At 73.9% G+C, this 26,462-nt stretch carries 18 protein-coding genes; 5 read left to right on the top strand and 13 right to left on the bottom strand.

Annotated features, from left to right (window positions below; genetic code table 11):
• Window positions 1-42: 42 nt before the first annotated feature.
• The 6 genes from ACH4PU_RS16275 to ACH4PU_RS16250 form a co-directional block, all read right to left on the bottom strand.
• The gene (locus ACH4PU_RS16275; protein ID WP_398271904.1) at window positions 43-2,637 is read right to left on the bottom strand and encodes a DUF6350 family protein; all 2,595 of its coding nucleotides are present in this window, start codon (window positions 2,635-2,637) and stop codon (window positions 43-45) included.
• Between the two features lie 273 nt (window positions 2,638-2,910).
• The gene (sucD, locus tag ACH4PU_RS16270) at window positions 2,911-3,795 is read right to left on the bottom strand and encodes a succinate--CoA ligase subunit alpha (protein WP_398271902.1); all 885 of its coding nucleotides are present in this window, start codon (window positions 3,793-3,795) and stop codon (window positions 2,911-2,913) included.
• A 22-nt stretch (window positions 3,796-3,817) separates the two neighbouring features.
• Window positions 3,818-4,993 (bottom strand): ADP-forming succinate--CoA ligase subunit beta, encoded by a 1,176-nt coding sequence (gene sucC, locus ACH4PU_RS16265; RefSeq protein WP_398271900.1) that lies wholly within the window; start codon window positions 4,991-4,993, stop codon window positions 3,818-3,820.
• A gap of 403 nt (window positions 4,994-5,396) precedes the next feature.
• On the bottom strand, window positions 5,397-6,659 hold the full coding sequence (locus ACH4PU_RS16260; RefSeq protein WP_398271898.1) for a vWA domain-containing protein: 1,263 nt from the start codon (window positions 6,657-6,659) through the stop codon (window positions 5,397-5,399).
• Window positions 6,656-9,043, bottom strand: coding sequence for a DUF5682 family protein (locus ACH4PU_RS16255; protein ID WP_398271896.1), 2,388 nt, complete (start codon window positions 9,041-9,043; stop codon window positions 6,656-6,658). Before ACH4PU_RS16255 ends, ACH4PU_RS16260 begins: the two co-directional genes overlap by 4 nt.
• The gene (locus ACH4PU_RS16250) at window positions 9,040-10,245 is read right to left on the bottom strand and encodes an AAA family ATPase (RefSeq protein ID WP_398271894.1); all 1,206 of its coding nucleotides are present in this window, start codon (window positions 10,243-10,245) and stop codon (window positions 9,040-9,042) included. Before ACH4PU_RS16250 ends, ACH4PU_RS16255 begins: the two co-directional genes overlap by 4 nt.
• A gap of 126 nt (window positions 10,246-10,371) precedes the next feature.
• On the opposite strand from ACH4PU_RS16250, the gene ACH4PU_RS16245 reads away from it, so the two are divergent.
• Window positions 10,372-11,724, top strand: coding sequence for an SWIM zinc finger family protein (locus tag ACH4PU_RS16245; RefSeq protein WP_398271892.1), 1,353 nt, complete (start codon window positions 10,372-10,374; stop codon window positions 11,722-11,724).
• 61 nt (window positions 11,725-11,785) lie between these two features.
• Complete coding sequence (locus ACH4PU_RS16240; RefSeq protein WP_398271890.1) at window positions 11,786-13,402, top strand: DUF5691 domain-containing protein; 1,617 nt, start codon at window positions 11,786-11,788, stop codon at window positions 13,400-13,402.
• A 38-nt stretch (window positions 13,403-13,440) separates the two neighbouring features.
• Here the strand turns inward: ACH4PU_RS16240 and ACH4PU_RS16235 are convergent, their stop codons facing one another.
• Window positions 13,441-13,854, bottom strand: coding sequence for a cobalamin B12-binding domain-containing protein (locus ACH4PU_RS16235; protein WP_185941399.1), 414 nt, complete (start codon window positions 13,852-13,854; stop codon window positions 13,441-13,443).
• A 370-nt stretch (window positions 13,855-14,224) separates the two neighbouring features.
• Between ACH4PU_RS16235 and ACH4PU_RS16230 the strand changes: the two genes are divergently transcribed.
• Both ACH4PU_RS16230 and ACH4PU_RS16225 read left to right on the top strand, forming a co-directional pair.
• The gene (locus ACH4PU_RS16230; protein ID WP_398271887.1) at window positions 14,225-15,091 is read left to right on the top strand and encodes an esterase/lipase family protein; all 867 of its coding nucleotides are present in this window, start codon (window positions 14,225-14,227) and stop codon (window positions 15,089-15,091) included.
• Window positions 15,092-15,357: 266 nt separating this feature from the next.
• Window positions 15,358-16,929, top strand: coding sequence for a M23 family metallopeptidase (locus ACH4PU_RS16225; protein WP_398271885.1), 1,572 nt, complete (start codon window positions 15,358-15,360; stop codon window positions 16,927-16,929).
• 45 nt (window positions 16,930-16,974) lie between these two features.
• On the opposite strand, the gene pcrA is transcribed toward ACH4PU_RS16225, so the two are convergent.
• Complete coding sequence (gene pcrA, locus ACH4PU_RS16220; RefSeq protein ID WP_398271883.1) at window positions 16,975-19,434, bottom strand: DNA helicase PcrA; 2,460 nt, start codon at window positions 19,432-19,434, stop codon at window positions 16,975-16,977.
• A gap of 81 nt (window positions 19,435-19,515) precedes the next feature.
• Complete coding sequence (locus ACH4PU_RS16215) at window positions 19,516-19,869, bottom strand: hypothetical protein (protein ID WP_398271881.1); 354 nt, start codon at window positions 19,867-19,869, stop codon at window positions 19,516-19,518.
• Between the two features lie 312 nt (window positions 19,870-20,181).
• Here ACH4PU_RS16215 and ACH4PU_RS16210 point away from each other — a divergent pair, with 312 nt between their 5' ends.
• Window positions 20,182-21,258, top strand: a complete 1,077-nt coding sequence (locus tag ACH4PU_RS16210; RefSeq protein ID WP_398271879.1) for an NlpC/P60 family protein — start codon at window positions 20,182-20,184, stop codon at window positions 21,256-21,258.
• Between the two features lie 18 nt (window positions 21,259-21,276).
• On the opposite strand, the gene ACH4PU_RS16205 is transcribed toward ACH4PU_RS16210, so the two are convergent.
• From ACH4PU_RS16205 to ACH4PU_RS16190, 4 genes are all read right to left on the bottom strand, one after another.
• Window positions 21,277-22,395 (bottom strand): alpha/beta hydrolase, encoded by a 1,119-nt coding sequence (locus tag ACH4PU_RS16205; RefSeq protein WP_398271877.1) that lies wholly within the window; start codon window positions 22,393-22,395, stop codon window positions 21,277-21,279.
• Between the two features lie 129 nt (window positions 22,396-22,524).
• Window positions 22,525-23,217 (bottom strand): LuxR C-terminal-related transcriptional regulator, encoded by a 693-nt coding sequence (locus tag ACH4PU_RS16200; RefSeq protein ID WP_398271875.1) that lies wholly within the window; start codon window positions 23,215-23,217, stop codon window positions 22,525-22,527.
• Window positions 23,214-24,521, bottom strand: coding sequence for a PspC domain-containing protein (locus ACH4PU_RS16195; RefSeq protein WP_398271873.1), 1,308 nt, complete (start codon window positions 24,519-24,521; stop codon window positions 23,214-23,216). Before ACH4PU_RS16195 ends, ACH4PU_RS16200 begins: the two co-directional genes overlap by 4 nt.
• A 161-nt stretch (window positions 24,522-24,682) precedes the next feature.
• Window positions 24,683-26,365 (bottom strand): serine/threonine-protein kinase, encoded by a 1,683-nt coding sequence (locus tag ACH4PU_RS16190; RefSeq protein ID WP_398271871.1) that lies wholly within the window; start codon window positions 26,363-26,365, stop codon window positions 24,683-24,685.
• Window positions 26,366-26,462 lie beyond the last annotated feature (97 nt).

Here is a 26,462-nt window from a genome sequence, read left to right as displayed (position 1 = left end):
GGGGCCCCTGCGCCGTGGGGCCGCGGCGCCTGCGCGGGGGCGTCACCCCTCGCCCCACCGCTCGTCGAGCAGCCGTGCCGGGTCGCGGGGCTCGAAGTCCGGCATCAGCCCGCCGCCCGAGTCCTTCAGCGCCGCCCAGCGGGCCTGACGCACATCGGTGTCGTGCCAGCCGGCCCCATCGCGCCAGTCGGCCCCGTCGGGACGGCCGGCCGGCGCCGGGCCCGGGACGGGCGGCATCGGTGACTTCCGTGCCTTCCGCGCCCTGCGCGCCGCCTGTTTCGCCTCGCGCCGGGCGGTCCGCGCCGCCTGGCGCCGGGCCGCGCGCTCGGCCCGGGACGCCCGGACACCGCGGTGCCTGCGCCGCGGGGGCTCCGCCCGCCCGTCGGCCCCCAGGACGATGCCGTGGACGGGGAGGAGGGGCAGGCTCTCGGGGGCGTAGGAGACGGGGTTCACCGGGTGCGCGGGGTTCCGGTGGACGGGCTGCTCCGGCCGGGATGGTTGCTGCTGAGGCTGAGGTTGCTGCGGCGGCATGGGCGGCCGAAGTCCGTCCGGCTCGCCGTCCCGGCCCGCGTCCGTTCCCCCGGCCGGCTTCCGGCCCGCTCCGGGACCCGCCGCGCCGGCCGGCCCGTCGTCAGCTCCGGCGTGGGCCCCGGCGGCCGGCTCGCCGTCGCGCGAGCCGTCCCACGAGCCGGTCCGCGAGCGGTCGCGCGAGCCGGTCCGTGAGCCGTCCCACGAGCCGGTCCGCGAACCGTCGCGCGAGCCGGTCCGCGAACCGTCCCACGCATCATCCGGCGTTCCGGGCCACGGACCGTCCGCGTCCGGTGAACGGCCCGCCGCCGACCGCTGCCCGCGGTCCTTCGTCCGCCGCAGTTCGGGCGCCGCCGGGGCCGCCCGATCTGCGTCCGGGCCGTCGTCGCCCACGGCGAAGCCCAGCCAGCGGGCGATCCCCCGCCACCAGGCACGCGGGCCCCAGGGCCGTACGCGTCGCGGAGCGGACGGGCCCGCGGCCGGCTCCGCGTTCGCCTCATCCGGCGCACTCTTCTCGTCCATCACCGTCGCCGCACCCTTCCCAGCGGCCGTTCCGCCACCCGCCGCGCCCTCCGTGGAAACCGCCGTGGCAGCGCGCAGTCCGAGGACCTTCCGCGCCTTTCGCCCCCAGCCGCGCGGCCGGGACTCTTCGGATGCCGTCACGGCCCGTTCCTCCCTGCGGATCCGACGGACGACCAGCGCCCCCGGAACGCCGATGACCAGCGCCCAGGCCAGGCATGCCAGCCCGGTGAGGCGCCATGAGGGACCGAAGCGGGACAGGGCGGCGACGCCGAGCGGCCCACCTGCGGTGTAGGCGAGCAGGGCGGCGACGGTCGCGCAGAGCAGCGCGGCGAGGAAGGCGACGGCGGCCGTCTCGCGCCGCCCGACGGACGCCGGACGGCGTGGCACGGCCGCGGCCGCCACCGCGATGCCGACGGCCGTCACCAGGGCGGCGGCACCGGCCAGGCCCACCGGCTCGGCCTCGCCGGGCGCGGGCAGCGCGGCGAGCAGCGGGAAGGGCGGGAGCGGAGACCGGTCGGGCGAACCGAGGACGGGCAGCGCCAGCGGAGCGACGAACCCGTCGACGCCGGCCGCGAACCCGGGCCCCAGCCCGTAGGCGGCCGTCCAGATCACCGCGTTGGGCAGCAGCGCCACGCTCAGCAACGCCACCCCCAACTGTCCCGGCCAGCCCACCGTGAGGTGCTCCACCGCGTCCCGTACCGCACCGGCGTGTACGGCCAGCGACGCCGCCAGCAGCAGCGCCGCGCCACCGAACAGCGTCGCCGTACCGGCCGCGGCGGCCCGGGCGACCGCCACGACGTGCGGCGCCGTGAACCAGCGGCGTACGAACCCCGGCACCACCCGGCACACCCGGCGCACCCGGGCCGAAGGCGTCCAGGGCGGGCAGCCCACCGCCATCCACACCCCGGCCGCGGCCGGGACCGCGGCGACGAGCGGGACGTGGATCAGCGCGCTCAGGGGGTCGACGCGGATCGGTCCGGACGAGGCGTAGAGCACGGCGGCGGCGCTCACCAGCAGGTATCCGCCGAGGAGCGCGGCGAACGCGGTGCGCGGCGGCAGCGGTGGAACGGGCAGGTGCGCGGGGAGCAGGGGCACCTCCCAGGGCGCCGGGAGCGCACCGGGGGGCACGGGCGCGGCGGTGGGGAAATCGTCCCCGCGCGGGTCGCCTGGGCCACCTGATGCGTCCGCCTCGATCACCTCATCCGCTTCGTCCGCGTGCTCCGCGTCGTCCGGCGGCATGGGCGCCTGGCGCGCCGCCCGGTGGATGAGCAGGCAGGGCACGACGGAGAACAGCAGCGGGGTCAGCCCGACCGGTGCGGGGCTGCCCGAGAGGGTCTCGGTGCGGACGAGGTCGGCGCCGTGGGCCAGCAGCCACAGACCGGTGGCGATGTGGAGCGCTCCGGCGGGCCCGCTGTCCGGGTAGGGCGACACGATCCACAGCACCAGGACGAGCGTGGCGAACGCCCCGAGTCCCAGTCCGGCGGCGACCGCCCCGCCCAGGAAGGCCCTGCCCGCCCCCGGCTTGTGACGCGCCGCGGATCGGGGGTGCGACGGCAGTGGCGGACCGCTGTGGGCATATGGGGTCACAAGGGCCATGCTGCCAACAACGCGCCTTTCGGGCGGGTAGCGACAAATGACCGTCGTGTCGTGTTCAGGGCGGCGCGGTCCGGAGGGCGGCCGGTCCGCTTGCGTCGGGGCCGCCGGCCCTTGCGCCGAGACCGCCGGCCCTTGCGTCGGGGCCGCCGGAACGGAACGCGCGTGGGCCCGTACCTCCGGAGAGGTACGGGCCCACGCGTACCCCGGCCCACGGGGGACCGGATCAGACCGGACGGCCGGTCAGGCCGCCGATCCGGGGAGCGATCAGGCGCTCAGCGCGGCGCGCGCCAGGCGGGCGGTCTCGGACGGGGTCTTGCCGACCTTCACGCCCGCGGCCTCCAGGGCCTCCTTCTTGGCCTGCGCGGTGCCGGACGAACCGGACACGATCGCACCGGCGTGGCCCATCGTCTTGCCCTCGGGCGCGGTGAAACCGGCCACGTAGCCGACGACCGGCTTGGTGACGTGCTCCTTGATGAAGTCCGCCGCACGCTCCTCGGCGTCGCCGCCGATCTCGCCGATCATGACGATCAGGTCGGTCTCGGGGTCGGCCTCGAACGCCTTGAGGGCGTCGATGTGCGTGGTGCCGATGATCGGGTCGCCGCCGATGCCGACGCAGGACGAGAAGCCCAGGTCACGCAGCTCGTACATCATCTGGTAGGTCAGCGTGCCGGACTTGGACACGAGACCGATGCGGCCGGGCTTGGTGATGTCGGCCGGGATGATGCCCGCGTTGGACTGGCCGGGGCTGATGAGGCCGGGACAGTTGGGGCCGATGATGCGGGTCTTGTTGCCCTTGGCCTGGGCGAGCGCCCAGAACGAGGCGGTGTCGTGCACCGCGACGCCCTCGGTGATCACGACGGCCAGCTCGATCTCGGCCTCGATGGCCTCGACGACCGCGTCCTTGGTGAACTTCTCCGGGACGAAGATGACCGTGACGTCGGCGCCGGTCTGCTCCATGGCGTCCTTGACGGAGCCGAAGACGGGGACCTCGGTGCCGTCGAAGTCGACGGTGGTGCCGGCCTTGCGCGGGTTCACGCCGCCGACGATGTTGGTGCCGGAAGCCAGCATGCGCTTGGTGTGCTTCTGGCCCTCGGAGCCGGTCATGCCCTGGACGATGACCTTGCTGTCCTTGGTGAGGAAGATAGCCATGGTGTTCTAGTGACCTCGTTCCTTACTTCGCAGCCAGCTCGGCGGCGCGCTCGGCGGCGCCGTCCATGGTGTCCACCTGCTGCACCAGCGGGTGGTCGGCGTCGTTCAGGATCTTGCGACCCAGCTCCGCGTTGTTGCCGTCGAGGCGCACGACCAGCGGCTTCTCGACCTTCTCGCCCTTGTCCTTGAGGAGCTGCAGGGCCTGGACGATGCCGTTGGCGACCGCGTCACAGGCGGTGATGCCACCGAAGACGTTGACGAAGACGGACTTGACGTCCGGGTCGCCCAGGATGATCTCGAGACCGTTGGCCATCACCTCGGCGGAGGCGCCGCCACCGATGTCGAGGAAGTTGGCGGGCTTGACGCCACCGTGGTTCTCACCGGCGTAGGCGACGACGTCCAGGGTGCTCATGACGAGACCCGCGCCGTTGCCGATGATGCCGACCTGGCCGTCGAGCTTGACGTAGTTGAGGCCCTTGGCCTTGGCCGCGGCCTCCAGCGGGTCGGCGGCGGCCTTGTCCTCCAGCGCCTCGTGCTCCGGCTGGCGGAACGCGGCGTTGGCGTCCAGGGACACCTTGCCGTCGAGCGCGATGACGCGGCCGTCGGCGACCTTGGCGAGCGGGTTGACCTCGACGAGGAGGGCGTCCTCGGCGATGAAGGTCTTCCACAGGGTGACGAGGACGTCGGCGACCTGGTCGGCGACCTCGGCCGGGAACTTCGCCTGGGCGACGATCTCGCGGGCCTTCTCGATGGTGACGCCCTCGTTGGCGTCGACCGGCACCTTGGCGAGCTTCTCGGGGGTCGTCGCGGCGACCTCCTCGATGTCCATGCCGCCGGCGACGGACGCCATGGCGAGGAAGGTGCGGTTGGTGCGGTCGAGGAGGTACGAGACGTAGTACTCCTCGGCGATCTCCGGAGCGGTCTCGGCGATCATCACCTTGTGGACCGTGTGGCCCTTGATGTCCATGCCGAGGATGTCCGTCGCGCGGGCGACGGCCTCGTCCGGGGTGGCGGCCAGCTTCACGCCGCCGGCCTTGCCGCGGCCACCGACCTTCACCTGCGCCTTGACGACCGACTTGCCGCCAAGGCGCTCAGTCGCCGCGCGCGCCGCGTCAGGCGTGTCGATGACTTCACCGGCCAGCACCGGTACACCGTGCTTGGCGAAGAGGTCCCTCGCCTGGTACTCGAACAGGTCCACGCGCGTCCGTCCCTTTTCCATGGATATCGCGGTTCGTTGTCTGCGCGGGCGTGCCGCGGTGGCAGCGTGAGGACGCGATCTATGACGAGGGCGGCACACGTGCGCCGAATACGCGGCATGTCCGTCTCGCAGGTTATCCCCGAGGGCCGGAGGTCCCTAAATCGCAGATCACACTCCGGCCGTGATTACGCTCACAGATCGCGTACAAACCCCGCACGCTTCGCGACAGAGCGTACGCCGCCCGGTCCCGGCCCGCGGGTACGCGCCGGCGCCCCGCCGGGGCGTCCCCGGCCTCCCGGCCCGCACGCCGCCCGGCCGCCGCCTCCGGTGCGCTCCCTCCCGCCCTCCCGTCCCCCTCCTCGCCGTCATCTCCCTTTCCGCCCAGCGGGTTTCCCCGTCTCCGTCACGTCCCGGCCCCGGGGTCGGGTACGGGCAGGGGCCGCTGCTCCAGGGCGGCCGCCATCACCTCCGGGAAGTGGTCCGGGGTGCAGGCGAAGGCCGGTGTGCCGAGCGCGGCGAGCGCCGCCGCGTTCTCCCGGTCGTACGCCGGGGCGCCCTCGTCGGAGAGGGCCAGCAGGGTGACGAACCGCACTCCGGACGCCCTCATGGCCGCGACCCGTTCGAGCATCCCCTCCCGTACGCCGCCCTCGTACAGATCGCTGATCAGGACGACGACGGTGTCCGCCGGGCGGGTGATCCTCGACTGGCAGTAGGACAGCGCCCGGTTGATGTCGGTGCCCCCGCCGAGCTGCACGCCGAAGAGCACGTCCACCGGGTCGGCCAGCTGGTCGGTGAGGTCCACGACGGAGGTGTCGAAGGCGATCAGCCGGGTGTCGAGGGCGCGTATCGAGGCCAGGACGGCGCCGAAGACGGAGGCGTGGACGACGGACGCCGCCATGGATCCGGACTGGTCGACGCAGAGGATCACCTCCTTCTTCACCGAGCGGGCCGCCCGGGCGTAGCCGACGAGCCGTTCCGGCACGACCGTGCGGTGCTCGGGCAGGTAGTTCTTGAGGTTGGCCCGGACGGTGCGGTTCCAGTCGATGTCCCGGTGGCGGGGCCGGGCGGCCCTGGCCGACCGGTCGAGCGCTCCGGTGAGCGTGGCCCGGGTACGGGACGCCAGGCGCCGCTCCAGATCCCCGACCACCTTGCGGACGACCTCGCGGGCGGTGGCCTTCGTCTCCTCCGGCATCGCCTTGCCGAGCGACAGCAGGGTGCCGACCAGGTGGACGTCCGGTTCGACCGCTTCCAGGAGCTCGGGTTCGAGGAGGAGGGCGGTCAGGCCGAGCCGGTCCAGGGCGTCCCGCTGCATCACCTGAACGACGGACGCCGGAAAGTACGACCGGATGTCCCCCAGCCAGCGGGCGACCCGCGGGGCGGAGGCTCCGAGGCCACCGCTCCGCCGGCCGCCGCCGGCGCCCGCACCCGGCGGGCGGGATCCCGCCCCGTAGAGCGCCTCCAGCGTCCGGTCCACGGCGGCGTCACGGCCCGAGAGCGGCCGCCCGGTGCCGTCCTCGCCCGCCTCCCCGCCGAGCACGAGCCGCCAGCGGCGCAGCCGTTCGTCGACGGAGTCGGCGGGGGCGGCGGAGTCGGCGGATTCCGTGGGGACGGGGGACAGCGGATCCGTGGGACGAGGGGGCGTCGCGGGAGTGGCCGTCGAGGTCATCGCGCTCCTCCCCCGGTGGTCGCCACCGAAGCGCTCGCTCCCGTCTCCATCATCTCCCTTTCATCAGGCGGGCGTTGTGCGCCGCACTCTTCGTCGTCCAGGCCGAGAAGCAGCCGCATCGTGGGCAGTACGGCCGCCGCGCGCTCCGGGTCCCAGGCCGGTGCGGTGCTCCGGTGCGCCGGGCCGGTGGCCGGGCCGTTCCTGACGCGTTCGCCGATCGCGCGGCGGAGGGCCGGCTCGTACTCCGAGAAGGTGCGGCGGAGCAGGGGCAGGACGTCGGTGAACACGTCGGCGGGGATGCCGGTGAGCCAGGTGTCGATCAGCCCGAGCAGCCGCTCGTCGTGGAGGAGCAGCAGCCCGCCGCCGGGCTCGGTGCCGCCGGTGAACCCCTCGATCCAGGCCGCCGCGTCGGCGGGGGCCGCGGCGGGTGAGAGGGCGCGGCCCAGGAGCCGGGCCGCCCGGTCGGCGGTCAGCGTGCCCTCGTCGAGCAGGAGCCGGGCCGCCCGGCCGCGGACCTCTCCGGGGAGGTGTTCGCGTTCGGCGAGGACGGTGAGCACCGCCGTCCAGCGGTCGCCGACGCCGGGGCGTTCCAGGAGGGCCACCGCCCGGTGCACGGCGTCGACATGGCCCCTCATCCCCCGCGCGGCGTCGCGGTCGAGCCCGGCGCAGGCGGCGGGGAGACCGACGGAGATCCGGTCGGCGAGGCCGGCCGCCACGTCGTCGAGGGCCGCGGTGTCCGTGCGGCGCACATCCCCGTAGCGCACCGAGCGGACCAGCGCGGGCAGGGCCTCGGCGAGGCGGCCGACGTCCGTGTCGAGGGCGGCGCGGTCGGCGAGGGCGCCCAGGACGGCGGGGAGGGCGGCCGGCAGCGCGGCGAGCAGACACCGTTCCGCCAGGGTGGTGAGGTCGGCGAGGCCGTCCGCCTCGCGTGCGGCGGTTTCCACGCGGGCGGTCGCGGCGGCTTCGACGGTGGTGCCCCAGACGCCCGCTTCGGCGAGCCGAACGGCCAGTTCCGGCTGCCAGGACAGGCGCCACGCCTCGCGGAAGGTGCCGAGGCCGGCGCGCGAGGCGAGGGGTGTGCCCCAGTCGACGCCGAGGAGCCTGAGGCGGTGCAGCAGCCGGCTCCGCTCGGTGTCGGTGTTCTTGCGGAGGTCCAACTCCTTTTCTCGCGCGCCCGCTTCGGGCTTGAGGCGCAGGGTGCGCTGGAGGCGTGCGAGGTCGCGTTGGAGTGGTGTGGCGGGTGCGGTGTCGGGGACCTCGCCGAGGTCGTCCCCGATGACGAGCCGGTCGCGCACCAGGGCGAGCGGCACGTCCGAGCCGTCGCACAGCACGGCGCGCACGGCGTCGGTGGTCTCGGTGAGGCCGGGGAGCGGCCGGCCGCGGAGGGCGGCGAGCGTGTCGGCGAGCCGGACGGACTCGATGACGTGCGCGGACGAGACCGGCCGGCCCTCCTCGCGCAGCAGCCGGGCGACCGTGGTCATCCAGCGTTCGACCGGGCGGTCCGGGGCCGCGTAGAGGTGGGCGTACCAGCCGGGCGAGGCGATCCCGGCACCGTAACCGCTGCTCCGGGCGAGACGGCGGTGGGTCCAGGGCACCCAGGAGATCTCCGTCCTGACCTTCGGCAGCCCCTTGAGCGTCCGCCGGTCGGCGGTGACGGGACGCCGGACGGCCAGGGCGGGCACGTGCCAGGCGCCGCAGACGACGGCGACCTCGTGCCCGAACTCCTTGACCGCCTCGCGGAGCCGCAGCCGCATGTGGGCCTCCCGTACGGCGTCGTCGCGCGGGTCCGGCGGGCTGCCTTCGGCCGGCGGCGCTTCGCCGCCCGGCGGCCCGCCCTCCGGTGCGGAGCGCAGCGCGGCCATGGCCTCGGCGACGGCCCGGAAGGGGCCGAGGGGGCCGAGGGGGCCGTCACCGGGCCCGCCGTCGCCCGGCCGGACGGCGCCGCGGTGCTCGACGGCGTCCTCCCACCAGCGTTCGGGGTCGTCGTGGCCCGCGGCCCCGGCCAGCAGGGCGAGCGGGTCGGGGGGCGGCCCGTCCCGTCCGTCCCGGCCGGCCGTTCCCGGGGCGGCGAGGGTGTGGGCGGCGGGCAGGTCGATGAACCGCACCTCGGCGTCGTGGGCGAGGGCCCAGCGGATGGCGGCCCACTCCGGCGAGAAGGCGGCGAACGGCCAGAAGGCGGCGCGGCCGGGGTCGTCGGCGGCGTGGGCGAGCAGTGCGACCGGGGGCCGCATGTCCTCGTCCGCCGCGCAGTGGACGATCCCGTCGGCCTCGGGCGGGCCCTCGACGAGCACCGCGCGGGGCCGGAGCCGCTCCAGGGCGGCGCGCACGGCCCGCGCCGAGCCGGGACCGTGGTGGCGGACGCCCAGCAGGGCGGGCGCGTTCATGCCGACACCTCGCGGCAGGCGCGGTAGAAGTCCTGCCAGCCGTCCCGCTCCCGGACGACCGTCTCCAGGTACTCGTGCCAGACCGTGCGGTCCGACGCCGGGTCGCGGACGACCGCCCCGAGGATGCCGGCCGCGACGTCCCCGGCGCGCAGCACGCCGTCGCCGAAGTGCGCGGCCAGCGCCAGGCCGCCGGTGACGACGGAGATCGCCTCGGCCGTGGAGAGCGTCCCGGAAGGCGATTTCAGTCTGGTCCGGCCGTCCGCCGTGACCCCGCCGCGCAGTTCGCGGAAGACGGTGACGACCCGGCGGATCTCGTCCGCGCCACTCGGCGCGGCCGGCAGGTCGAGAGAGCGGCCGATCTGGTCGACGCGCCGCACGACGATGTCGACCTCGTCCTCGTGCGTGGCGGGGAGCGGCAGGACCACGGTGTTGAAGCGGCGGCGCAGGGCGCTGGACAGCTCGTTGACGCCGCGGTCACGGTCGTTGGCCGTGGCGATGAGGTTGAAGCCGCGCACGGCCTGGACCTCCTCGCCGAGCTCGGGAACGGGCAGGGTCTTCTCGGACAGCACCGTGATCAGCGAGTCCTGCACGTCGGCGGGGATGCGGGTCAGTTCCTCGACGCGGGCGGTCATGCCCTGGGCCATGGCCCGCATGACGGGACTGGGCACGAGGGCGTCCCGGCTGGGCCCGTGCGCCAGCAGCCGGGCGTAGTCCCAGCCGTAGCGGACGGCCTCCTCGGCCGTGCCGGCCGTGCCCTGGACGAGGAGGGTGGAGTCCCCGCTGACGGCCGCGGCCAGGTGCTCGGAGACCCAGGTCTTGGCGGTGCCGGGGACGCCGAGGAGCAGCAGCGCCCGGTCCGTGGCGAGGGTGGTGACGGCGACCTCGACGACCCGCCGCGGGCCCACGTACTTCGGGGTGATCACCGTGCCGTCGGGCAGCACCCCGCCGAGCAGGTAGGTGGCGACGGCCCACGGCGACAGCCGCCAGCGCTCGGGCCTGGGCCGGTCGTCCGCCGCCGCCAGGGCCGCCAGCTCGCCGGCGAACGCCGCCTCCGCGTGCGGGCGGATGACGTCGGCGGAGGGCTCCGGGCCGCCGGGCGGCGGGGCCGGGCGGGGGTGGGCGGCGGGTGTCTCGTGGGTGGTGGACGCGTCGGTGGTGACAGGCGCGTCGGCGGGTACGAAGCGGTTTCCGGGCACGGTCACAAGTCCCCCTCGTCGTGCGGTCCGGGAAGTGACTCCACCCTGCACCACACCACTGACAATCGCCCTCGGCCGCAACGAAGCCGCAGGTCAGGGCGATTGTCAGTGGGGGGCCCTACCGTCGGTGACATGAATCCGCAGGGGGAACGCCGGACGGCGGACCAGGTGCTCGCGCCGGCACCCGACTCCGCGTCGCGCACGGCGGGCGGCAGGCTCGCGACGCCGGGATCGTGGACGGGGACGGGAGCGCGCCCGGACTCGGTGTGGGGGGAGTGTGCGGGCGGCGGCGGCCGGACGTACCGGACCGCCGTCGACATCTCGGACGCCAACAGACCGGTTTGCACGTGCAGTTGCCCGAGCCGCAAGGTGCCGTGCAAGCACGCGGTGGGGTTGCTGCTGCTGTGGGCGGCGGGCCACGAGTCCGTCCGGCCTGCCGGGGAGCCGCCGCCGTGGGCGCACGAGTGGCTGGAGGGGCGTCGGAGACGGCGGGCCTCTCCGCCTGCGGCCCGTCCGCCCTCCGCGTCGGCGCCGTCCGATCGCCGGGCGGCGCACCGGGCGCTCCGAATCGCCGAGGGCGCCGCGGAGTTGGAGCGCCGGCTCGCCGACCTGGTGCATGGCGGCCTCGCCGGTTCCGGCGGCGGCACACGGGAGGAGTGGGACCGTGCCGCCGCCCGCATGGTCGACGCCCAGGCGCCCGGACTCGCCGCCCTCGCCCGCGAATTGGGCTCGCTGTCCGCGGCGGGCCCGGACTGGGCCTCACGGCTGCTGGAGGAGTGCGCGCTCCTGCATACGCTCAACCGCGCGTACGCGCGAGTCGACCGCCTGCCCGCCGGACTGGCCGCGACCGTGCGCGCCCGCGTCGGGATCACCGTGGACTCGGCCGCCCTGGCGGCCTCCGCACCCCCCATCCGGGACGACTGGCTGGTCCTCTCCCAGAACGACACCTCAGACGACGGCGCCCTCACCACCCGGCGCATCCGGCTCCACGGGAGACGCACCGGCCGCGCGGCGCTGCTGCTGTCCTACGGAGCGGCCGGCCGGGCACCCGAGCTCTCGCTCCCGGTCGGCTTCTCCCTCGACGCCGACCTGGTCTTCCACCCCGCCGCCGTGCCGCTGCGCGCCGTCCTCGGAACGCGCCACGGCGACCCGGAGCCCGCCGCCGGACCGCCGCCGGGCGTGGGCGTCGCGGCCGCTCTCGGCGCCTACGGGACGGCTCTGCGCGACGACCCGTGGCTGGACGCGTGGCCGGTGGTCCTCGACGGGGTGGTCCCCCTGCCCGATCCCGATCCCGGCCGCCGGCTGGCCGACGCGGAAGGGGACGCCGCACTGGCCGTCGACGCCGCCCGCACCGACGAATCGGGCTGGTGGCGGCTGGTGGCCGTGTCCGCGGGCGGGCCGGTACGGGTCTTCGGCGAGTGCGGGCACCGCGGGTTCGCGCCCCTGGCCGTCTGGGCACCGGAGTTGACCTCGCTACGGCACTGACCACCCGGACCGGTCCCGTCCGCACCCCCACCCCTCCCTCGCCACCCGAGAAAGGTCACCCATGAACGCATCCGGCCCCGAGGCTCCGCCCACGGACGTCCCCTGGGACGACCTCGTCACCGCCGCCCTGATCGGTACGGGCCGCCGCGGCACACCGGCCGGGCCACGCCCCGGGCAGGACCCCGCCCTCGCCCTGCTGGACGCCGCCGCCCTCCACACCGTGCGACGCCGCGCCGCCGCCCTGCCCGTCGCCGCGGGAAGGCGCCCCGAGCCCGCGCCTCCCGATCCCCGCCCGCCGCTGCCCGAGGCCGCCCGGCGACGGCTGGCGCTGCTCCTCGGCGAGCGCGGCGGCGCCGGGGAACGGCGCCGGACGGCGGCCCCCGACCTCGTCGAACTGCTCCCCCAGTGGCTGACCGCCGCCAACGCACACGGCTACCGTCCCCCGGACGTCCTGCTGCCCGGTCTCCTCGACGCCGCGCGGGCCCGGACCGACCTCCGCCCCGAGGCGCTGGCCTTCGCCGGACCCCGCGGGCGGTGGCTGGCGCGTCTCAACCCGCAGTGGGCGTACGTGCTCCGATCCCGTCCGCCGGGATCGGCGGCAGCCTCCTCCGGCACACCGGACGCCGACGGCCTCGACGGGTCGCGACGCGTGTGGCGGGAGGGCCTGTTCGCCGACCGTCTGGCCGCCCTCACCGCGGTCCGGCGGCACGACCCGGCGGCCGGGCGCGAGCTGCTGGCCGGCACCTGGACCACCGAACGGGCCGAGGACCGGCAGGCGTTCCTCGGCGCCCTGCGCGACGGGCTCTCCCCGGACGACGAGCCGTTCCTCGAGGCGGCCCTGTCGGACCGGGGCCGCTCCGTCCGGGCCCTGGCCGCCGAACTCCTCGGCGGATTGCCCGGTTCCGCCCTGACGGCCCGGATGACCGCGCGGGCCCGCACGTGCGTCGCGCTCGACCAGGGCGTCGTCGTGGTCGAGGCCCCGCACGAGTGCGACGACGGGATGCGGCGGGACGGCATCACGGCCAAACCCCCGTCGGGGCGTGGCGCGCGGTCGTGGTGGCTGAGCGGGATCGTGGAGGCCACACCGCTGTCCGTCTGGCCGGCCCGGCTGGGGGTCTCCGGCGCCGCCGAGGCGGTGGCGCTGCCCGTCGCCGACGGCTGGCGGCCCGATCTGCACGCGGCCTGGTGCCGCGCCGCCGTCCGGCAGCGGGACGCGGCCTGGGCCCGGGCCCTGCTCGGCCCGGCCACGGCGCCCCCGGCCCCCGAGGGTTCGCCGGGACGGGACCCGGCCCGGCTGCTCACCGTCCTCCCCGCGGCCGAACGGGCCGACTGGGTGGCGCGGTTCGTCGCGGCCCACGGGCTGTCGGACGCCTTCCGGCTGATCGGGGTCTGCGCGGTGCCCTGGGCCGAACCGCTCGGGCGGGCCGTGGTGGACGCCCTGGAGACCGCCCGGGACGCGGGCGGCTACCCCTGGAGCTTCAGCGGCGTCATGGGCCTGGCCGAGCGCTGCCTCGACCCGGACCAGGCCGACCGGCTGGCCGTGCCCGCCGGTACCGGCGGCGTCCCGCGCGAGGACGCCGTCCCGCCCGGGGCGACGGGTTACTGGGCGGAGGCGTTCCAGCGGCTGGCCGGAACGCTCCGGCTGCGCGCCGTCATGCGGGCGGAGCTGGCGGGATGACGCACACCCGGCCCGCTCCGCCGGAGGGAGCCGTCCGCTCAGGCCCCGGCGGCCTGGCGGACGTTGGCGTTGACCCACTCGACGATCGACGTCGTCGTCGCCCCCGGCGTGAAGATCGCCGCCACTCCCAGCTCCTTGAGCGGCGGGATGTCGGCCTCCGGGATGATGCCGCCGCCGAACACCTTGATGTCCTCGGCGTCGCGCTCCTTCAGCAGCTCGATCACCTTGGCGAACAGGGTGTTGTGCGCGCCGGACAGGATGGACAGGCCGATCGCGTCGGCGTCCTCCTGGATCGCGGTGTCGACGATCTGCTCGGGGGTCTGGTGAAGCCCGGTGTAGATGACCTCCATGCCGGCGTCCCGCAGCGCACGTGCGATGACCTTGGCCCCGCGATCGTGTCCGTCGAGCCCCGGCTTGGCCACCACCACACGGATCGGACCGGTCACTCCCATCACTGCCTCCATGTACGACTGCCGTCAGCCGGCCGCGAGGATCCCGTGCCGAACGGGCCCGGGTGTGAACGAACGTTATCTACAGCATCCCGCAAGCGGTCGTTTCGCGGTGCGGAGGGAGGGGGAAATCACACGTGGGACACCACGTTCGCCGCGACCCGCGCCCCTCTCCCGCCCGCCACGTGCCGTACAGCCGCCCGGCCCTGGCGCCAAGGAGCGCGGCGCGGGCCGCGAAGGGGAGCCTCGACGAGGTCTGCCGCACCGCCGCCGACAGCCGCACGGCGGCGGTGTCCCGGCAGCCGGCGCACAGCTGCCCATGAGGGCACACGGGGGACAGGGCTTCGGCCTGTGTGCCGTTCGGAGGTCGGCCATGGGGGCCTTGCCCGCCTTATCCCTTGTCTCGGGGGCTCTTGTCTCCGGGGCTTCGTCATCCACCGGTTCCGGCGCCCCGCGGCCATCGGCCGCGCTGGTCCGGTCCACGGCGCTGGAGCTGGTCATCCTGGCCTGCCACACGCTGCTGTACCCGACGGGCGTCACCCAGGAGCGTCGTCCACCGCCCCTCACCACGCCACAGGCGCCCGAGGGCGGCGACATCGTGAACGACCGGGTTCCCGTGCTCCTCCTCCACGGATTCGCCGACAACCGTTCGGTGTTCGTCCTGCTGCGCCGTTCGCTGCTCCGACATGGCTGGCGGCACGTGGCCTCCCTCAACCACTCGCTCCTCACCCGCGACATCCGCACCGCCGCCACGGCGCTGAGCCGGTACGCCGAGGAATTCCGGGCCCGGACGGGCGCCGCGCGGATCGATGTCGTCGGGCACAGCCTGGGCGGTTTGGTGGCCCGTTACTACGTCCAGCGGCTGGGAGGTGACGCCCTGGTCCGCCGGCTGGTCACGCTCGGGACGCCGCACGGCGGCACGCGGGTGGCCCCGCCGATGTCGGCGCACCCGCTGGTACGGCAGATGCGCCCGGGTTCCGGGGTCATCAGGGAGCTGGCCGCGCCGGCCCCCGGCTGCCGGACGCGCTTCGTCGGCTTCTGGAGCGATCTGGACCAGGTGATGGTCCCCGTGGAGACGGCCCGCCTCGACCATCCGGACCTGATGGTGCGGAACGTCCGCGTCAGCGGCGTCGGGCACCTCGCCCTCCCCGTCCACCCGGCCGTCGTGGCGGGCATCCGGCAGGCGCTGGCGTCGTGGGACGAGAGTGAGGACGACACCGGGCGGGTCTCCGTGGCATGACTCCGGCGTCGCGTCCGCAGGACCTCCGGCGCCCCTTCGTGTGACGCGCGGAATCCATGGGCCAACCTTTGATCGCACCCCACTTGCCCGATTACTGTCGAACGATTTTCGAACGTCAAAGCGACTCAGGCGTGCCCCGTCCACCAAAAGGCGGCTAAATGCCCAGGCTCCCGGCCCGCGAAACGTGAGGAAGATTGTGGCCGTCGCATACCGCCGGGTACAGTCGCCGCTACTTCTCCTGCTCCCGAGGCGAAATGGAAGTGGTGGTGAACGACCGTCACCCATCGGCGGCCCCGGATCCGTCCGTTCCCGCTCCCGATGCAGCATTCGGACACCACCCGTCCCCCCAGCAGCCCACCGCCTACGGCTGGACCGGTCACGACACCGGCCAGTGGGACACCACCCATCAGTGGGACGCCTCCGGTCACACCCAGGTCTGGGACTTCAGCGCCTGTGACACCGGCGGGCAGACCGGCTGGGGGCAGGCCCAGGACGGCTCCTGGGCGAACGGCTCCGGCGGCGGGCCCGCCGGGCAATGGCAGTGGGAGACGTCGGGTTCGGCCGGGTGGGGAAACCTTCCTGGTGGTGGCTGGGGTGACGCCTCGGGCCAGTGGGACACCGGACACTCCGCCCAGTGGGACACTTCGGCCCAGTGGGACACCAGTGGCTACGGTTCCCTGCCACAGGCACCGCAGCAGCCCGTCGACCACGCCATGACCCAGACCTGGGACGCCTCGGCCTGGGCCCAGCCCGCCGACCCCTGGGCCGGCAACCACGCGGCGGAGACACAGACCTGGGACGCCCGCGCCTGGGCGGAGACCGCACAGCCCGCGCCGCCGCACGACCCGACGCTGATGGCCGTCGGCCTCGGCGCGGAGCCCGTGCCGCCCGCCCCGGCACCGGTGACCGACGCCGACACGCGGACCATGCACGCCGTCTTCGCCCCGTCCACGGACGATTTCGCCCCGGACGACGCGGCGGCGAGCGACCTCACGGCGGACGGGTCCGTCCCGGACGACCAGGCCGCCGGTGACGACGACCGGCACGCCGCCGAGGCACCCGCCGCGGGCGACCGCCCGGTACGCAACCGGCGCAAGGGCGGCGCCCCCCGCTCCGGTTACCGGCCCCGCCGCAAGGCCCTCCTCACGGTGGCCGTGCCCTCGGTCGCCGTGATGGGCGTGGCCGGTGTGGCCGCCGCGACCGTCGCGTCCAGCGGGGGCCACGAGGCGCAGCAGACCCAGGCCGCGTCCGCCCCCGACGCGTCCACCGTCAAACTCTCCGCCGCCAACAACAAGCTGGACACCCAGCTCGCCGGGCTGAGCCGGGGGGCGGACGACTTCGCCACCCGCGCCAACCGGACGCAGGAACGCATCGACCTGCGGCTGCGCCAGGAGGAAGAACGCAAGCGGAAGGCCGAGGAGGCCGCCCGCAAGGAGGCCGAACGGCCCAAGTTCGCGCTGCCCGTCGCCCAGCACGGGCTCAGCGCGTACTACGGGCAGGCGGGCGTCAACTGGATGTCCGTGCACACCGGCATCGACTTCCCCGTCAGTTACGGCACCCCCGTCATGGCGGCCACCGACGGCACCGTCCGCACCCAGTACAACGTCGCCTACGGCAACATGGCCATAGTGACCTCCCCGGACGGGACCGAGACCTGGTACTGCCACCTCAGCAGCACCCGGGTGCGGTCCGGGCAGGTCAAGGCCGGTGACGTGATCGCCTACTCCGGCAACTCGGGCAACTCCACCGGACCGCACCTGCACTTCGAGGTACGGCCCGGCGGCTCGGCCGTCGACCCGCTGCCGTGGCTGCGCGCCCACGACCTCGACCCGACCTGACCGGTCCGGGGGCGGCCGTCGGCCGGCGCCGCCCCCGGCCCTCGGCTACAACTTCTCGACCGGCGCGTAGCGGAGCAGCAGGCGCTTGGGCTTCTCCTGCCCGAAGTCGATCGTCGCCTCGGCGTTGTCGCCACTGCCCTTGACGCCGACGACCGTGCCCAGGCCGAACGAGTCGTGGGTGACCCGGTCGCCGATCGCCAGGGACACCACCGGACGGTCCTTGGCGCGCCGCGTGGCGAAGCCGCTCGGTCCCGCCGCGCCCCGGCCGCCGATACGCGACGACGAGGAGGAGGCCGCGGACCGGCCCGAGGCGATCCCGGACACCGACGCCGACGGCGTGGCCGGCCCGGTGCGGCGCCACTCGACGTACCGGTCGGGGATCTCCTCCAGGAAGCGCGACGGCGGGTTGTAGGCGGGCTGGCCCCAGGCACTGCGCATGCTCGACCGGGTCAGGTACAGCCGCTCGCGGGCCCGGGTGATGCCCACGTAGGCGAGCCGCCGCTCCTCCTCCAGCTCCTTGGTCTGGCCGAGGGCGCGCATGTGCGGGAAGACGCCGTCCTCCATGCCGGTGAGGAAGACGACCGGGAACTCCAGGCCCTTGGCGGTGTGCAGGGTCATCAGCGTGATGACGCCCGTTCCCTCCGTGTCCTCGTCCGGGATCTGGTCCGAGTCGGCGACGAGGGCGACCTTCTCCAGGAACTCCGCGAGGGTGCCGGGCTCGTCCTCGGTCCGCTCCTGCTCGAACTCCAGGGCCACGGCCGCGAGTTCCTGGAGGTTCTCGATGCGGGTCTCGTCCTGCGGGTCGGTGGACGCCTGGAGTTCGGCCAGGTAGCCGGTGCGCTCCAGGACCGCCTCCAGGACGGTGGCCGGGCCGGCGCCGGACTCGACGATCGTGCGGAGCTCGTCCATCAGGACGTTGAAGCGCTTGACGGCGTTGGCCGAGCGGGCGGCCATGCCGTAGGCGTCGTCGACGCGGCGCAGCGCCTGCGAGAAGCTGATCTTCTCGCGCAGGGACAGCGCGTCGATCATGGCTTCGGCGCGCTCGCCGATGCCGCGCTTGGGCACGTTGAGGATCCGGCGCAGCGGCACGGTGTCCTCGGGGTTGGCCAGGACGCGCAGGTAGGCGAGGACGTCCCGGACCTCCTTGCGCTCGTAGAAGCGCACGCCGCCGACGACCTTGTAGGGCAGGCCGACGCGGATGAAGATCTCTTCGAAGACGCGGGACTGGGCGTTGGTCCGGTAGAAGATCGCGACGTCGCCGGCCTTGGCGTCGCCGGCGTCGGTCAGCCGGTCGATCTCGTCGGCGACGAACTGGGCCTCGTCGTGCTCGGTGTCGGCCACATAGCCGGTGATCGTGGAGCCGGCGCCGGCCTCGGTCCACAGGTTCTTCGGGCGGCGGTTCTCGTTGCGCTCGATGACCGCGTTGGCGGCGCTCAAAATCGTCTGCGTGGAGCGGTAGTTCTGCTCCAGCAGGATCGTCGTGGCGTCCGGGTAGTCCTCCTCGAACTGGAGGATGTTGCGGATGGTGGCACCACGGAAGGCGTAGATGGACTGGTCGGCGTCACCGACGACGCACAGCTCGCCGGGGCCCTCCTCGCCCGCCGTCGCGGGGGTGCCCACCAGCTCGCGGATCAGCGTGTACTGGGCGTGGTTGGTGTCCTGGTACTCGTCGACCAGGACGTGCCGGAAGCGGCGCCGGTAGTGCTCGGCGACGTCCGGGAACGCCTGGAGCAGGTGGACCGTGGTCATGATGATGTCGTCGAAGTCGAGCGCGTTGGCCTCGCGCAGCCTCGACTGGTACATCGCGTACGCCTCGGCGAGGGTCTTCTCGAAGCCGTCGGCGGCCTGCGCCGCGAACGCCTCCTCGTCGATGAGCTCGTTCTTGAGGTTGGAGATCTTCGCGCTGAACGACTTCGGCGGGAACTTCTTCGGGTCGAGGTCCAGGTCGCGGCAGACCAGGGCCATGAGCCGCTTGGAGTCGGCGGCGTCGTAGATCGAGAAGGACGACGTGAAGCCGAGCTTCTTGCTCTCCCGGCGCAGGATCCGGACGCAGGCGCTGTGGAACGTCATCACCCACATCGCGTTGGCGCGGGGGCCGACGAGCTGCTCGACGCGCTCCTTCATCTCGCCCGCGGCCTTGTTGGTGAAGGTGATCGCGAGGATCTGCCCGGGGTGGACGCCCCGGGCGCCGAGGAGGTGGGCGATGCGGTGGGTGAGGACGCGGGTCTTGCCCGAGCCGGCGCCAGCGACGATGAGCAGCGGGGAGCCGGAGTGCACCACGGCGGCGCGCTGCTGCTCGTTCATGCCCTCCAGCAGCGCGGCGGGGTCCACGACGGGCCGCGGGGCGCCGTCGCGGTAGTAGGCCTCCCTGGGGACGGGCGCGTCGAAGGCACCGCCGAAGAGGTCGTCCGGCAGCGGCTCGGGGGCCGTGTCCTCCGGGGGCGGCGGCTCCTCGTCGGAAGGGACGAGATCCGCCAGGAAGCTGTCGTCAAAGAGGCTGCTCATCGTCATCCGAGTCTAGGCGGCCCCACTGACAACCCGTCCCTCCCCGCTTCCCGGGGCCGGGGGGCAGTGCCGTGACGCGGGTCACGTCCAGAGGACGGCGATGAAGACGTCGGCCGTGGTCAGCGCCCCGACCGTGCCGAAGGCCGCCGCGTTCACCCGGTCCTCGTCGCGCCTCACGTACACGAGAGCGAGGACCACCATCAGCAGGGTCAGTTTCAGGCCGATCTTGAAGGTGTTCACCGCGTCGCCCTGCGTTCGGTGCAGACCGACCAACGCCATGCCGGTGAACAGCATCGTGAGGGCGCCGTGCAGCATCCCGGGGGTCATCCGGGCCTCCCCCTTGCCCATGACCTTCATCTGGGCCAGGAAGCCGCCGAGCAGGGCGGCGATGCCGATGATGTGCAGGCCGATCATGGCGTGAATCAGAGGGTCCATGACGGCCGACCCTAACCGGACGTTCGGGCTCCTCATAAATCGGGTCCCGTAGCACCAACTCCCCCGTAACCGGGCAAAGATCATCGATCCGGTCAGTCCTGGATCCAAACCTTCCGCGCGGCTGAGGAGTTCCCGGTCCGCACCGGTCTTTTCACCACCGGTTCCGGCCATTAACAGTCATGTGCGTTACCGGCGGATCTCGCGGTTTAGCGTCCTGCCCCAGACGGCGGTGGCCCGCCCTCCTCCCCCCTCGGACGGGCCGCCGCCTGAGCCCCCAGCCTGCCCCCGGACAGGAAGGAAGTGACGGCCGCCGTGGCGTCGCACCGCAAGCCCAAGCACCACCCGCTCCTCAGCGGCACCGCCCGGACGGCGGTCGGCCTCGCCCTGGCGGGTGCCGCCACCGCCACCGTGCCGGCCGGCATCGGCCACGCGGCGCCCCAGCGGACCCCGGACGAGGTGAAGGCACAGGTCGCGCGCTACTACCGGCAGGCCGAGGTGGCGACGGAGCGGTACAACGGGGCGAAGGAGCGCACGGACCGGGCCCGGGCCGTGCTCGACGGCCTCCAGGACGACGCCGCCCGCCGGACCGAGCGGCTCAACGCCGCCCGCGACGCCCTCGGGTCGTACGCCACGGCCCAGTATCGCGCCGGAGGCATCCCCTCCTCGGTGCGGCTGCTGCTCTCGTCCTCGCCCCGGCACTTCCTGGACCGGGCGTCGATGGCCGAGCGCACCGGGGCCCGCGAGGCCACCGAGGTGGCCCGGGTGCGGGAGGAGCTCCGGCAGGTACGGCAGGTCAGGACCACGGCCGAGGGCAAGCTCCGGGAGCTGGAGGACGAGCGGAACGCGCTCGCGCGGCACCGCCGGACCATCGAGGCCAAGCTCGCCGCCGCGCGCGACCTGCTCCGTACGCTGCCGCCCGCCGTACAGCCCGCCGACGACGGGCACGGCGCCGCCGCGGGGGCCGGCCACGCGGCCGGGCGCTCGGCGCCCGCGGACGCGCCGCCCCCCGCGGCGGCGCCGGCCGGCCACGCCCCGGCGACGGGCCGCGCCGCGCAGGCCGTGGCCTTCGCCTACGGGGCGCTCGGCAAGCCCTACGTCTGGGGGGCCACCGGGCCCTCCGGGTACGACTGCTCGGGGCTGACGCAGGCGGCCTGGCGGGCGGCCGGTGTCTCGCTGCCGCGCACCACCTACACCCAGATCAACTCCGGACACCGGGTCACCAGGTCCCGACTGGTCCCGGGTGACCTGGTGTTCTTCTACTCCGGCGTGAGCCACGTCGGTCTCTACATCGGCGACGGGAGGATGATCCACGCCCCGCATCCGGGGGCGCCCGTCAGCATCGCGCCGGTGGACTCGATGCCCTTCGCCGGCGCGGTCAGACCCGCGTAGCGGGCCGCGCGGGGAGGGTCAGGGGGCGAGCTGCTTGGTGAGCCACCGGAAGACCTCGGGGACCTGCTCCTTCCAGACGGCCGTGCTGTGGCCGCCGGCGTCGGCCGGGATCCTCTTGACCACCACGGTGGTCGGCGGCTTCGCCACCTTCTTGACGTCCATACCGGCCCGGTAACCGTCCAGCTCGCTGCCCGAGAAGAACAGCGCCACGTGCGGCGGCGTCTTGGCCCGCTCGAGCATCCACTGCGGGTTGTTCGCGCGCCGGAGCTCGGGGGTCTTGGCCGTGAGCGAGGAGCGGACGCCGGCGGGGTCGTTGTAGCCGGAGAGGCTCACCCCGGCGTGGAAGCGGTCGGGGTGGGCGATGGTGAGCTTGGCGGCGCAGTGCGCGCCCGCCGAGTAGCCGGCGACGCCCCAGGCCTTGGGCTTGTCGCTGACGCGGAAGTTGTCGACCACCATCTTGCGGACGTCGAAGCTGAGCCAGGTGTCGGCGTTGATCGTGCCGGGGGTGTTGGCACAGCCGGTGTCCACGCTGCCGCCGAGGAGGGTGGTGCGGGGCGCGACGATGACGAAGGGCTGGATCTCGCCCCGCTCCATCATGGGCCTGAGCTGCTCGTTGACCTTCAGGGAGCCGAACCACGCCTTCGCCGAACCGGGGAAGCCGGGCAGGACCTCCACCACGGGGAACTTCTTGTCCTTGAACCGGGGGTCGTCGTACTGGGGCGGGGTCCAGACGTAGACCTCACCGCTCACGCCGGAGACGGCACCCTTGAGCTGTGTTTGCCGGACGCCGTCCCCCATGAGCGAGTCGGTCGCGGCCGTGAACTTCTGGACGACCTTCGGCAGGTCCTTCATCTTCTTGCCGCCGGTGCCGTCCGCTCCCAGGTAGGCGGCCGAGGTGACGTGGTTGCCCGTGCCGAGCAGGTCGTCCCAGTTGTCGTACAGGTCGTTGTCGTCGTTGACGACCACGAAGACCGCGGTGATCGCGGCGGCCTGGGCGAAGAGCAGCATCAGCAGCCGCGTCGCATACCGGACGAACCTCGGCCCCGGGACCCTGCTCCACACCAGCAGCGGCAGTACGAGTGCCACCACGACCAGGGCGATCGTGGTCACGAAGAAGGGCGTCCCCATCAGGCTCATCGAGTCAGCGGCTCTCGTTTCCGACGTCAGGCCCGATGGGCCCGGGCCCTGCTTGTCGAGAGCCACTCACCCTTTCCAGAGGGGAGGCGCGTGTCTACGGTTCCGCACGGTGACGGAAGGTGCCGTCTCTCACACCAGACGCCGGGCCGTCGCCCACCGGGTCAACTCGTGCCGGTTGGACAGCTGGAGCTTGCGCAGCACCGCCGAGACATGGGACTCGACCGTCTTCACGGAGATGAACAGCTGCTTGGCGATCTCTTTGTAGGCGTAACCGCGCGCGATCAGGCGCAGCACCTCGCGCTCACGCTGTGTGAGGCGGTCGAGGTCCTCGTCGACGGCCGGGGCGGAGGTGGAGGAGAAGGCGTCGAGGACGAACCCGGCCAGCCGCGGGGAGAACACGGCGTCCCCGTCCCGGACCCGGAAGATCGCGGCGATCAGGTCGGAGCCCGTGATCGTCTTGGTCACATAACCCCGTGCGCCGCCGCGGATGACCCCGATGACGTCCTCCGCGGCGTCGGACACGGAGAGCGCGAGAAAGCGGACCGGCGCCTCGGTCGTCGACAGCAGCCCGGCGCAGCGCCGCAGCACCTCCGCCCCGCCACCGCCGGGCAGGTGGACGTCCAGCAGGACGACCTCGGGGCGGGTGGCGGTGATGACGGTGACGGCCTGGTCGACGTCGGCGGCCTCGCCGACGACCTCGACACCCGTCCGGTCGGTGACCCCGATCTCGGCCTGCACCCCGGTGCGGAACATCCGGTGGTCGTCCACCAGCACCACCCGGACCCGCCGGTCCGTCGGTTCGGTCGTCGTCCCGTTCGTCATGATGTCTGTTCCGCCCTCTCCATTTCCAACTCCACTTCCGTCCCCCCGTCGGGAACGGAGCGCAGGCGCGCGGTGCCACCGTTGCGCTGCATTCTGCCGATGATCGACTCCCGGACCCCCATCCGGTCGTCGGGCACGGCTTCCGGGTCGAAGCCCGGACCTCTGTCACGCACCGAGACGAAGACCGTACGCCCTTCGACCTCGGCATAAACCTGAACGGCCCCGCCCTGGCCACCGTATTTCGCGGCGTTGACCATGGCCTCGCGCGCGGCCTGCATCTGTGCCCGCAGGCGTTCGTCGAGCGGGCAGTCGCCGACCACGACCACCTCCAGGGGGACGCCGTGGTGGTCCTCGACCTCGGCGGCGTTGGCGCGTACGGCCTCCGCCAGGGTCTCGGGCTCGTCGGACTCGTCCTTGCCGTGACCCTCGGGGTTGTAGAGCCAGGCCCGCAACTCCCGCTCCTGGGCCCGGGCGAGGCGGGCCACCTCCCTGGAGTCCTCCGCGTTGCGCTGGATCAGGGTGAGCGTATGCAGGACCGAGTCGTGGACGTGCGCGGCGACTTCGGCGCGCTCCTGGGCGCGGATGCGCATGGTGCGTTCGGCGGACAGGTCCTGCGTCATACGCACGACGGAGGGACCCGCCAGCAGGGCTATGCCGACCAGAACCGCGAGCGACGCCTGCAGCACGGTGCCCAGATGCTCGGCGGAGCCCTGGAGCACGACTATGCCCGTCACCCCCGCGCCGACCAGCAGGACGCCGGCCGCGCCGCGGGCCAGCGGCAGGACGCGCTTGCGCCGGCTCACCTCCACCCAGTGGGCCCGCCGGGCGTTGTCCGCCTGCCGCCACACCAGGGCGACGCCGGCTCCTATCAGGACCAGCGGCCAGACGTAGACGTTGGCGCGGCCGAGGTGCAGCCGGTCCAGGAAGATCGCGGCGCCCACGATGAGCGCGAGGAACGCGAAGACCTGGCCCCGGTCGGGCTTGCGGGCGAAAAGGTGTCTCCGGCCGTCCGGCGCCACCTCCGCGTCCGGCAGGCGGGCCTCGACGCCACCGACACCGAGCGGTACGACGAACCAGAAGACCGCGTAGAGCAGGGCGCCCATGCCCTGGGCCATGAGCAGGGCGAGGAAGACCAGCCGCACCCAGGAGACCGGCACGCCCAAGTGCCCGGCGAGGCCGCGCGCCACGCCGCCGAGCATCCGGCCCTCGGCGCTGCGGTAGAGCTTGCGCAGGGGCACGGGGTCGGGGGCGGCGGGCGCGTAGGCACCGCCGGCTCGGGGCTGCGTCGTCGATGCGCCGGTCATGGCACGATCGTCACACGTCGCGGGCCCCTGCGGTATCGGGGTCGTCCCTGACCGGACCCCGATCTGTTCCCCTGAGGGAACCCTGTTGGCGTCCCTTACACCGGTTTCCCGCCCGAGTACGCGGGTCCCCACCCGAGCCGCCGCGGCCGGTGCGGCACCGGTCAGCGCGGGAGCACCCGGAACCCGTCCCGGACCGCGTCGAAGACGGGCCGGTGGCGGTCCCAGTCGGCCGAGGGCGCGGAGAGGTACACGGCGTACTCGTCGCCGCCGGCGCGGCCGAAGCCCAGGTCGATGGCCCGGTACTCGCGGGCGCGGCCCTTGAAGGCGAACTCCCAGACGGCGGCCGGGTCCCCGCGGTAGGCGGTGGACTGCATGCGCAGCCGCCGGTAGTCGTCGACCTTCGTCCTCACCTCCTGTTCGACGTCCTGCCAGTGCTTCAGCGGATCGGGGCTCGCCAGGTCCAGGACGTTGACCTTGAGGTCGACAAGGCCGGTGGGATCGATGTAGTCCACCTCGACGGCCGACTTCTCCTTCCGGCTCCAGCCCGCCGGCACCGGGAAGGTGACCCCGAGGCGCTTCTCGGTCACCAGGCGGTAGCCGGGCGGTACGGGCGGCGGCGAGGAGGGAGTGGGCGTGGGGGCGGTTGAGGACGCCGGGGGCTTCGGCGCCGGCGGCGCGGCGTCGTCCTCCTTCCCCGGAAGGAGGAAGAACGCGCAGACCGCGCCCACGACGCTCGTGACGGCCGCCACCGCGACCCACTTCCCGATCCCCCGGCGCCGGGGAGAAGCTGAGGCGGTGACAGGCCCGGGAGGCGCGACGGCGGTGGGCACGGTCGGCCGCGGACGGAGAGCCGGCGCGGGATCCGGTGCGGGATCCGGTGCCGGAACGGCCGGCTCCGCGACGGGTTCCACGCGGGGCGGCGTCACGGCGGTGGTGGCCTCGGACCGCTCGAACCCCTCCGCTCCCGGCGCCTGGTGACGGGCCGTCCCCGCCTCGGCGGCCGGCTCGCGGAGGATCTGCTCGACCAGGTCGGCGGGGGGCCGCAGGTCCGGGTCGCGGGACAGCAGGGTCTCGATCAACCGGGTCAGCGGGCCGGCGCGCAGCGGGGGTTCCAGCGGGTCCACGGCGATGGCGTACGCCGTCTCGACGGGCGTGGGCCGCTGGAACGGCGTCCGGCCCTCGACCGCCTCGTACAGCGTGGCGCCCAGCGCCCACAGGTCCGAGGCCGGGCCGGGACGGGCACCCCGGACGCGTTCGGGGGCGATGTAGTCGATCGAACCGAGCATCTCGCCGGTCTTGGTGAGGGTGGAGTTCCCGGCCAGGTGCGCGATGCCGAAGTCGGTGAGCACGACGCGGCCGTCGTCGCCGAGCAGCACGTTTCCCGGCTTGACGTCGCGGTGCAGGACGTCGGCCGCGTGGGCGGCCCGCAGCGCGGCGATCATCCCGCGCCCGATCCGGGCCGCCTCCTCCGGCGTCAGGGGCCCCTGTTTCAACACGTCCCCGAGGGTCTTCGACGGCACGTGCTCCATCACGATGCACGGCAGGCCGTCGTCCTCGACCACGTCGTGGACGACGACCACGTTGGGGTGGCTGATCCGTGCCGCGCTGCGCGCCTCCCGGCGGGTCCGCTCGTAGAGGGTGGCGAGTTCCTCCTCGTCCAGCCCGCGGGACACGTGCAGTCGCTTGACCGCGACGCGGCGGCCCAGCAGTTCGTCCTCGGCGAGCCACACGGTGCCCATGCCGCCGCGGCCGATGCGCTCGAGGATCCGGTACCGGCCGGCGAGCAGGCGGCCGGAGGCCGGGCCGGGGGCCCCGGCCGACGCACCGGACACTGACTCGGACACCGCGCGCCCCTCCGGATGACGACTATCTGTTCGATGCGCCACCCTAACCGTCCCGATCTCAGGGTCGATCTCAGGGACGGGCCAGGGTCATCACGGA

It is taken from the genome of Streptomyces sp. NPDC021100, from assembly GCF_044333095.1.
In the GTDB taxonomy this organism is placed as follows: Bacteria; Actinomycetota; Actinomycetes; order Streptomycetales; family Streptomycetaceae; genus Streptomyces.
This window is presented reverse-complemented; position numbering and strand designations above follow the sequence as displayed.

Bases quoted from the DNA above. Each gene is read 5' to 3' on its own strand.
- sucD (WP_398271902.1), bottom strand. From the start codon at position 3,795: ATGGCTATCTTCCTCACCAAGGACAGCAAGGTCATCGTCCAGGGCATG.
- ACH4PU_RS16260 (WP_398271898.1), bottom strand. From the start codon at position 6,659: ATGACCTCGACGGCCACTCCCGCGACGCCCCCTCGTCCCACGGATCCG.
- ACH4PU_RS16255 (WP_398271896.1), bottom strand. From the start codon at position 9,043: ATGAACGCGCCCGCCCTGCTGGGCGTCCGCCACCACGGTCCCGGCTCG.
- ACH4PU_RS16245 (WP_398271892.1), top strand. From the start codon at position 10,372: ATGAATCCGCAGGGGGAACGCCGGACGGCGGACCAGGTGCTCGCGCCG.
- ACH4PU_RS16240 (WP_398271890.1), top strand. From the start codon at position 11,786: ATGAACGCATCCGGCCCCGAGGCTCCGCCCACGGACGTCCCCTGGGAC.
- ACH4PU_RS16235 (WP_185941399.1), bottom strand. From the start codon at position 13,854: ATGGGAGTGACCGGTCCGATCCGTGTGGTGGTGGCCAAGCCGGGGCTC.
- ACH4PU_RS16230 (WP_398271887.1), top strand. From the start codon at position 14,225: ATGGGGGCCTTGCCCGCCTTATCCCTTGTCTCGGGGGCTCTTGTCTCC.
- pcrA (WP_398271883.1), bottom strand. From the start codon at position 19,434: ATGAGCAGCCTCTTTGACGACAGCTTCCTGGCGGATCTCGTCCCTTCC.
- ACH4PU_RS16215 (WP_398271881.1), bottom strand. From the start codon at position 19,869: ATGGACCCTCTGATTCACGCCATGATCGGCCTGCACATCATCGGCATC.
- ACH4PU_RS16205 (WP_398271877.1), bottom strand. From the start codon at position 22,395: ATGAGCCTGATGGGGACGCCCTTCTTCGTGACCACGATCGCCCTGGTC.
- ACH4PU_RS16200 (WP_398271875.1), bottom strand. From the start codon at position 23,217: ATGACGAACGGGACGACGACCGAACCGACGGACCGGCGGGTCCGGGTG.
- ACH4PU_RS16195 (WP_398271873.1), bottom strand. From the start codon at position 24,521: ATGACCGGCGCATCGACGACGCAGCCCCGAGCCGGCGGTGCCTACGCG.